This is a genomic window from Psychrobacter sp. (genome assembly GCF_036731945.1).
Lineage (GTDB): Bacteria > Pseudomonadota > Gammaproteobacteria > Pseudomonadales > Moraxellaceae > Psychrobacter.
The window spans coordinates 12023-18931 of the sequence record NZ_DAINDI010000057.1 but is presented as its reverse complement, the minus strand read 5'-3'; the positions used below and the strand labels follow the sequence as shown (position 1 = coordinate 18931).

Here is a 6909-nt window from a genome sequence, read left to right as displayed (position 1 = left end):
AAAACAGCGCCGTTTGATGGTCATTATCATCACGTTGGCTTAGGCCTAACACATCATCAACGAGCTGTTTGGCGGGCGGTAATGGCTCATCTTGAGTAAGCCAATGGTGCAATAATTGGCGCTGACGATAAATCGGTAGTTTTTGCAATTTATCTATATTTAGCACGCGCTGGGCAGGTGGCAGCTGTAATGATGCAATCTCTGTCTGCTGTAAATCCTCGATTGCTTGGGCATTAACTATTAATTGCGCATCACTTAGTAACTGCGCGCTACGAGCGATATTATCAATAACATTGGAGTTATAGCTCGCCAATACTGGCATGATATCTCGACGTAAGCCGCTACGGACATTATCACCAGCATCATTGGTTGGGTCATCGATATAAGGCAGCTTTAAACGCTGAGCATAGGCGCTGATAGTAGCGCGTTTGATAGTCAGCCACGGTCGCCATAATGCGATACGATGTGCGTCCTTTGTCTGTACACGCCACGGCTGCATACCTGATAAGCCGTTTACGCCAGCACCTTGAATCAGACGCATTAAAACCGTTTCCGCTTGGTCATCGGCATGATGGGCTAATAATAAAACATCATTTTGATTAAGTTGCGCGCGCATCACATCATAACGAGCTTGCCGCGCCGCTTGCTCATCTCGACCATTGACTTGCGCCTTTAAAATTCGACAAGGTATATTTTGTGTCTTCGCCCAATTAGCAACGTGCTGCGCCCAAGCGCCACTAGCCGCTTGCAGACCATGATTTACATGCAGCAATTGCGGCAAAAATGGCAGTTTACCTTGGCGATAAAGCTGTACGCAAAGTGCTGCCAATGCCAACGAATCACGCCCGCCACTACAGGCCAGCCAAACTCGGCGACCATGTAGTTGCTCGCCATATTCAGCTAGACTTTTTAACAATGCCTCTGCTAGAACAGCATCGATAGGCAGTTCTGCAACTGGCTCAAGGGAGTGTGGAAGGATTGCGCTACTGGTCATAATCGTTCTTATTTACTGAGTGGTTTTATTTACGTATCAATCAATTAAAGCATAAACAAGCCGGCACAAAAAAACGCGCCATAAAATGACACGTCTTTATTTTAACATTAAGCGCAAAGCGATATCGTTAAAAGCTAAGTTTAAGTAACCTAGCAATATACTTTCATATAAATGCTTAGCAAGGCAACATCACTTCTGAGTTAAAGGATTTTAATTTCTCATAACGCAGCTCACAGCGCTTATCCGCATCCATGTCTTTCAGCTCATCTAATTGCTCAACGATTAATGCTTTTAGCGCCGTCATCACAGGTTGCGGTTGAAGATGGGCGCCCTCGCCTTCGTCGATAACTGCGTCAATTAAACCCATTTGATAAAGGTTAATGGCATTTAACTTTAACGCTTCACTAGCATCTTGGGCTTTTTCAGCCGTTTTCCACAGGATAGACGCACAGCCTTCAGGTGAAATGACTGAGTAAATACTGTTTTGCAGCATATTTACTTTGTCGCCAACGCCAATCGCCAATGCGCCACCTGAGCCGCCTTCACCAATAATGGTGACGATAACAGGTACTTTAAGGCTAGAGAATACGGCGATACTTTCAGCAATGGCTTGCGCTTGGCCGCGCTCTTCAGCACCGATTCCGGGGTAAGCACCTTGGGTATCGACAAAGGTCATCACCGGAATATTAAAGCGCTCAGCCATTTTGACCAAACGAATGACTTTGCGATAACCCTCGGGGTTTGCCATGCCAAAATTATGAGCGATACGCTCGCGCGTACTACGACCACGATGCTGACCAATCACCATTACAGGCTGGCCGTCTAGGCGCGCAAGACCGCCAAGGATAGCCTTGTCATCTGCATAAGCACGGTCGCCATGCAACTCATCAAATTCGGTAAACAGCTGATTGACATAGTCCATAAATAATGGACGTTTGGCATGCCGTGCAAGCTGAACGCTATCCCAGACGGTACTCATAGACGCTTCCCTTTCATAATTCTATATAATATGGTGATGGTTAATAATGGCTGTGTTGGTTAATACTGTTATCGACTCTCAAACAATGAAAGTACAGTTGTAAACTCAATAGAAGCTATAGTAGCACATCTTAAATCGCATGGCATTACTGACAACGCCGCTTTTGTTACGTTAATCCGTAGCGCCATTATTATAATAGTAACGGCTTCGCATTAAGAATCAGTACTAAGAGTCGACATTAAGAAACAGTATGAGCAATCAGCGCTTATGCCTCAATTACACTGCCATCAACGACGCTTAGTTTTACGCCCCATTTAGCAAACTGCTCAATCTCCGTATGCAAATCTGATAATAAGAAAGTATAGTGCTCACTACTTTCGCCAACGGTGATTTGCCAGCGGTTATTATCAATCACTTTTAAACCCAGTTTTGGTAATTCATGCTCGCTACGGCTATGATGCGCGAGCACCGCTAAACGTAGCAGCAAACACAGATAAACCAGCGAATCGCCACCGATTATACAAGCCTGCTCTAACATATCGGCTTTGAGCTTACGGCGATGATTGAGCATCAGCTGCGCCATGCGTTTTTGATCGACCTGCGAAAACCCTGGAATATCCGAGTATTCAACCAAATAAGCACTGTGCTTATGATAGCCGCTATGCGCAATTGCTAAACCGATTTCATGTAATGACGCTGCTCGTCTGAGCAAATCGCCATCTTCTGTACTAAGTCCAAGCTTTTCTTTGACTTGCTCAAATAAACTGCGGCTGGTTTTGACCACTTGTTTGGCTTGTTTTTTATCGCCAGAGTAGCGTTTAATCAGCGCAAGCACACTGCGGTCACGCACATCCTCACTAGCAAAACGTCCGAGCATGTCGTACATGACGCCTTCACGTAGCGCGCCATCTGAATACACCATGGTCTCAATGCCGAGCACTTTCATCACCGCTCGCAATACCGCAACGCCCGCTGGGAAAACCGCTTTACGATGTTCTTTGACGCCTTCTAATTCAATGTCATCGACGTTGCCAATTTTAAGCAATAATTTTTCTAACTTTTTCACGCCTTTATAGGTGATGCGTTCTTGTTCATCTGCCCAGCCTTTTGACACAAGGACGTTGCGCACCGCTTTAATCGTCCCACTTGAGCCAACCACACTACTCCAGCCGGTTTTTTGGTAACGGCCATTAATCGCCAGCACTTCTTTGCGCGCCGCTGAGATGGCATTATTAAAGGCTTCTTTGGTAATCAGACCGTCCGCAAAATACTTTTGGGTAAAGGCAACACAGCCCATTTGTAAGCTTTCGGTCAATAACGGATCGAACTCTTGACCGATGATAAACTCTGTCGAACCGCCCCCAATATCAATAACCAAACGCTTATCGCTACTGGCATTGGTATGCGAAACGCCCAAATAAATCAAACGCGCCTCTTCACGTCCAGCGATAATCTCAATCGGTTTGGGCAGGATTTTATTGGCACGGCTGATAAAGTCATTGGCGTTTTTTGCTTGGCGTAAAGCGTTGGTCGCTACCACGCGAATACGCTCGGGCGGCACCGAATCCAAACGCGCCACAAAGCGGCTTAAGCATTCAAGACCGCGCTTTTCAGCCGCCGCACCCAAGATATTATTCTCATCGAGTCCGGCAGCGAGCTGCACCTTTTCAGACATAGACACTACTTTTCGCACTTCACCGTGGTCGAGACGCGCAATCGCCAGATGAAAACTGTTGGAGCCGATATCAATAGCGGCCATCATTTCATCTTCAGCAAGTGGTGGATTTTTTAGGTAGTCTTTGGGCATAAGCGAGATTGTTACCGTATTAGATAAAGGGGTATTTAAAAGCCTTAAAGCTTTTAAAATAAAGAATATGAGCAAGTTTTGCCATTAAAGCATTTATGCCAAACGCTGGCAAGTCAGCGGCTACCATCGCTAAACACAGCTTGCAAAAACATTCAAATATCTAAGAAAACTCGATTAAATACTGGCTAAACAGTGATTAAACCAGAACCTTAAAGTCAGTCTCTAACGCTTGTTTTAATACAATCGGTTTGCTACATTAAAAATGCGTTAGAATCTCATAATTAGCCGGTATATTGTAATAGATAACAGGCACTTACTTATATTATAAACATTGGTTATATAAGCTCATTACATAAAGCAGCCTTGAATTTTGCGATTGAGCATTCATAACTCATTGATGATTTAAAACAACTCATTTGCAAGGAAGCAAGGTCATGAATCAAACTACTAGCCAAACGTCACAAACCAAAGCTGCACAAACTGAAAATACCGATACTCATATTAATAAACAAAGTAATGGCAAGCTTATCAATGTAGCAGACCCAGCCAAACATAAATTTTATGACTTTTATTTAAATGAACATCAAAACATGGCGTGCCGCCGTTTGCACTTCGCGGGTAGTAGCTTTGGCTTATTAGGCTTAGCAAAGTCTGTCAAAAATCGCTCAGCCAAACCGCTGCTTAAAGGTATTGCCGCAGGATATGCTTGCGCGTGGGTCGGGCATTTTTTCTTTGAGAAAAACAAACCGGCTACTTTTAAATACCCATTACAAAGTTTTGCTGGCGATATTCGTATGTTCACCGATGTGCTACGTGGTAATTTAAGTTTAAAAGACCGTAAGTTCGATAAAGCGCGTTAAATTTATTGATAATAAACAGACAAAATAAAAACTGGGCCAGTTTAAGACGCTAGCCCAGTTTTTTATGTTGTTATCAAAAATCTATTACTTAGCAGCTATTTAGCGTAAAGACTTACGAAGTATTTTACCTACAGCGGTTTTTGGTAACTCATCAATAAAATCGTAAGCTTGCGGACGCTTATAACCGGTCAAACGCTCTTTGGCAAACGCCGCCAATTCCTCAGCCGTTAAGCTTGGATCTTTTTTAACCACAAACGCTTTTGGCACTTCGCCACTGTGCGCATCTTCAATGCCAACGACAGCCACCTCGAGCACTTTAGGATGCTCCGTTAGCGCCGCTTCCACTTCATTTGGATATACATTGAAACCCGAAACCAAAATCATATCTTTTTTACGATCAATCAATGTCAAAAAGCCATTTTCATCTAACATGCCGATGTCACCGGACTTAAAATACCCATCATCGGTAAAGGTCTCTGTATTATCCAAACCCCAATAACCCTGCATCACTTGTGGCCCTTTAATACACACTTCGCCGGGCTCGCCAACAGCGCAGGCAGCTCCTTGCTCATCAATGATTTTGATATCCATCATGGCTAAAGGTAATCCGACGCTGCCATTAAAGCTATCTATGCCCGGTGGATTAAAAGAGATAACCGGCGACGTTTCTGACATGCCATAACCCTCATTAATAATCATGCCTGTAGCGCGCTGCCATCGGTCAGATACCGCTTTGATAATCGCGGTGCCGCCACCGATAGATAGTGCCAGCCGACTAAAATCAAGCTCGGTAAACTTTGGATGATGGAGCATGCCGTTAAATAACGTATTGACCGAAGGAATCACATGCGGCTGATGTTGTTCAATGCTATTTACTAAGCCATCGATATCGCGCGGATTGGTGATCAATATATCTTCCCAGCCGCCATACATACCCAGTAAACCACAAACCGTGAAGGAGAAAATATGATAGAGCGGTAAAGGGTTAAGTATCTTGATTTGCTCGCTGCGACCTGCTTCGACAACGCTGCCAAACATGGCATAACACTGGCAAATATTAGCCATCAAATTGTAGTGCGTGAGCATCGCACCTTTTGGCTTACCCGTTGTGCCGCCCGTATACTGGAGTAACGCCAAGTCTTCGCGCGTGATGGTCGGTGACTGAAACTGATCTGCATAATACGTTTGCATAATATGAGCAAAACTGACATAACGTTCTTGATGAGATTTTGCAACTGTAAGCTCATTTTCAACGTCATTTTCGGTTGAACGATGAATATTGTTAAGCACAGCAATATCATTATCGACAAACTCAGCACTCGGATTAATAGAGCAATGTACGACTAAAGACAGTTGCGCTTTAACCTCATCATCCAATTTATCGAAAGCTGCCGACATACCATCGACAATCACCAATCCACACGCTTGAGAGTCTGTCAACTGATGCGCCAATTCATACTGGGTATACATCGGATTGACATTTACCAATACTACCCCTGCGCGCAGACTACCAAGCAGCACCACCGCATATTGCAATATATTTGGCAATTGCACCGCAACACGGTCGCCCTTTTGAATGTTTTGTGCTTGTAAAAAAGCAGCAAAGCGGCGACTTGCAACATCTAACTGAGCAAAAGTTAAGGTGGCAGCGCCCATGCTAAAAGCAATAGCGCTACTGTTCTGATCAATTCTTGGTTGCAATAAATCGAGCAGGTTGTCCTTTCCGATTAACACATCCAAATTATTTTCTAAGCCATATTGCTCGTAAGCTCGCTGCCATAATGGCGGAACACGGCTACTTGGCGCATTATTTTCAAAGCTATTATCCATCAAATTGCATCCTTGCTAAAACGTGATTGGTGCTCTCAGAATAGCACAACTTAGTCGTTGTATTATAGGTTCTAGAACAAGGATACTTTTAGGTTATAGATTATTTTCAAGCCTGAATAACTTCCACCATTTATTAAGAATTCGTTTTATTAATACGCAGGCACAAAAAAACCAGCACGATAATCTTGCTGGTTTTTTTGTTGTACCTATAAACTCTAAAGAACATTAAACTTTAAATTTTAGACAAGTAATTTTAACCAAATGAATTACGCTTTTGCCATTTCTGCAAAAATCTCATCAGCGGCGTTAATAGACGCTTCAATGTCTGCCTCACTATGCTTGATTGACATAAAGCCTGCTTCATAGGCAGATGGCGCAAGATAAATACCGCGCTCTAGCATGCCATGGAAAAAGGTATTAAACACCTCCATGTCGCATT

General features: G+C 43.7%; 5 protein-coding genes and 1 pseudogene. 1 reads left to right on the top strand and 5 read right to left on the bottom strand.

Going from position 1 to position 6909, the window contains the following annotated elements; translation table 11 throughout:
- From tilS to ppx, 3 genes are all read right to left on the bottom strand, one after another.
- Nucleotides 1-994: tRNA lysidine(34) synthetase TilS (tilS, locus tag V7D75_RS11235; RefSeq protein ID WP_333614626.1), on the bottom strand; the 994-nt coding region annotated here is incomplete at its 3' end.
- A gap of 175 nt (nt 995-1169) precedes the next feature.
- Nucleotides 1170-1973 (bottom strand): acetyl-CoA carboxylase carboxyltransferase subunit alpha, encoded by an 804-nt coding sequence (locus V7D75_RS11230; RefSeq protein WP_333614625.1) that lies wholly within the window; start codon nt 1971-1973, stop codon nt 1170-1172.
- A gap of 265 nt (nt 1974-2238) precedes the next feature.
- Entirely contained in the window at nt 2239-3780 is a 1542-nt protein-coding gene (gene ppx / locus V7D75_RS11225) for an exopolyphosphatase (protein WP_333614624.1), read from the bottom strand.
- Between the two features lie 434 nt (nt 3781-4214).
- On the opposite strand from ppx, the gene V7D75_RS11220 reads away from it, so the two are divergent.
- Nucleotides 4215-4640 (top strand): DUF962 domain-containing protein, encoded by a 426-nt coding sequence (locus V7D75_RS11220; RefSeq protein WP_333614623.1) that lies wholly within the window; start codon nt 4215-4217, stop codon nt 4638-4640.
- A 99-nt stretch (nt 4641-4739) separates the two neighbouring features.
- Here V7D75_RS11220 and V7D75_RS11215 read toward each other — a convergent pair whose 3' ends face one another.
- Entirely contained in the window at nt 4740-6470 is a 1731-nt protein-coding gene (locus V7D75_RS11215) for an AMP-binding protein (protein WP_333614622.1), read from the bottom strand.
- 266 nt (nt 6471-6736) lie between these two features.
- Nucleotides 6737-6909: pseudogene (locus V7D75_RS11210) on the bottom strand (aspartate aminotransferase family protein); the annotation flags it as partial.

What these genes read in the sequence shown, in the direction of transcription:
- V7D75_RS11230 (WP_333614625.1), bottom strand. Translation starts at nt 1,973, where the DNA reads ATGAGTACCGTCTGGGATAGCGTTCAGCTTGCACGGCATGCCAAACGT.
- ppx (WP_333614624.1), bottom strand. Translation starts at nt 3,780, where the DNA reads ATGCCCAAAGACTACCTAAAAAATCCACCACTTGCTGAAGATGAAATG.
- V7D75_RS11220 (WP_333614623.1), top strand. Translation starts at nt 4,215, where the DNA reads ATGAATCAAACTACTAGCCAAACGTCACAAACCAAAGCTGCACAAACT.
- V7D75_RS11215 (WP_333614622.1), bottom strand. Translation starts at nt 6,470, where the DNA reads ATGGATAATAGCTTTGAAAATAATGCGCCAAGTAGCCGTGTTCCGCCA.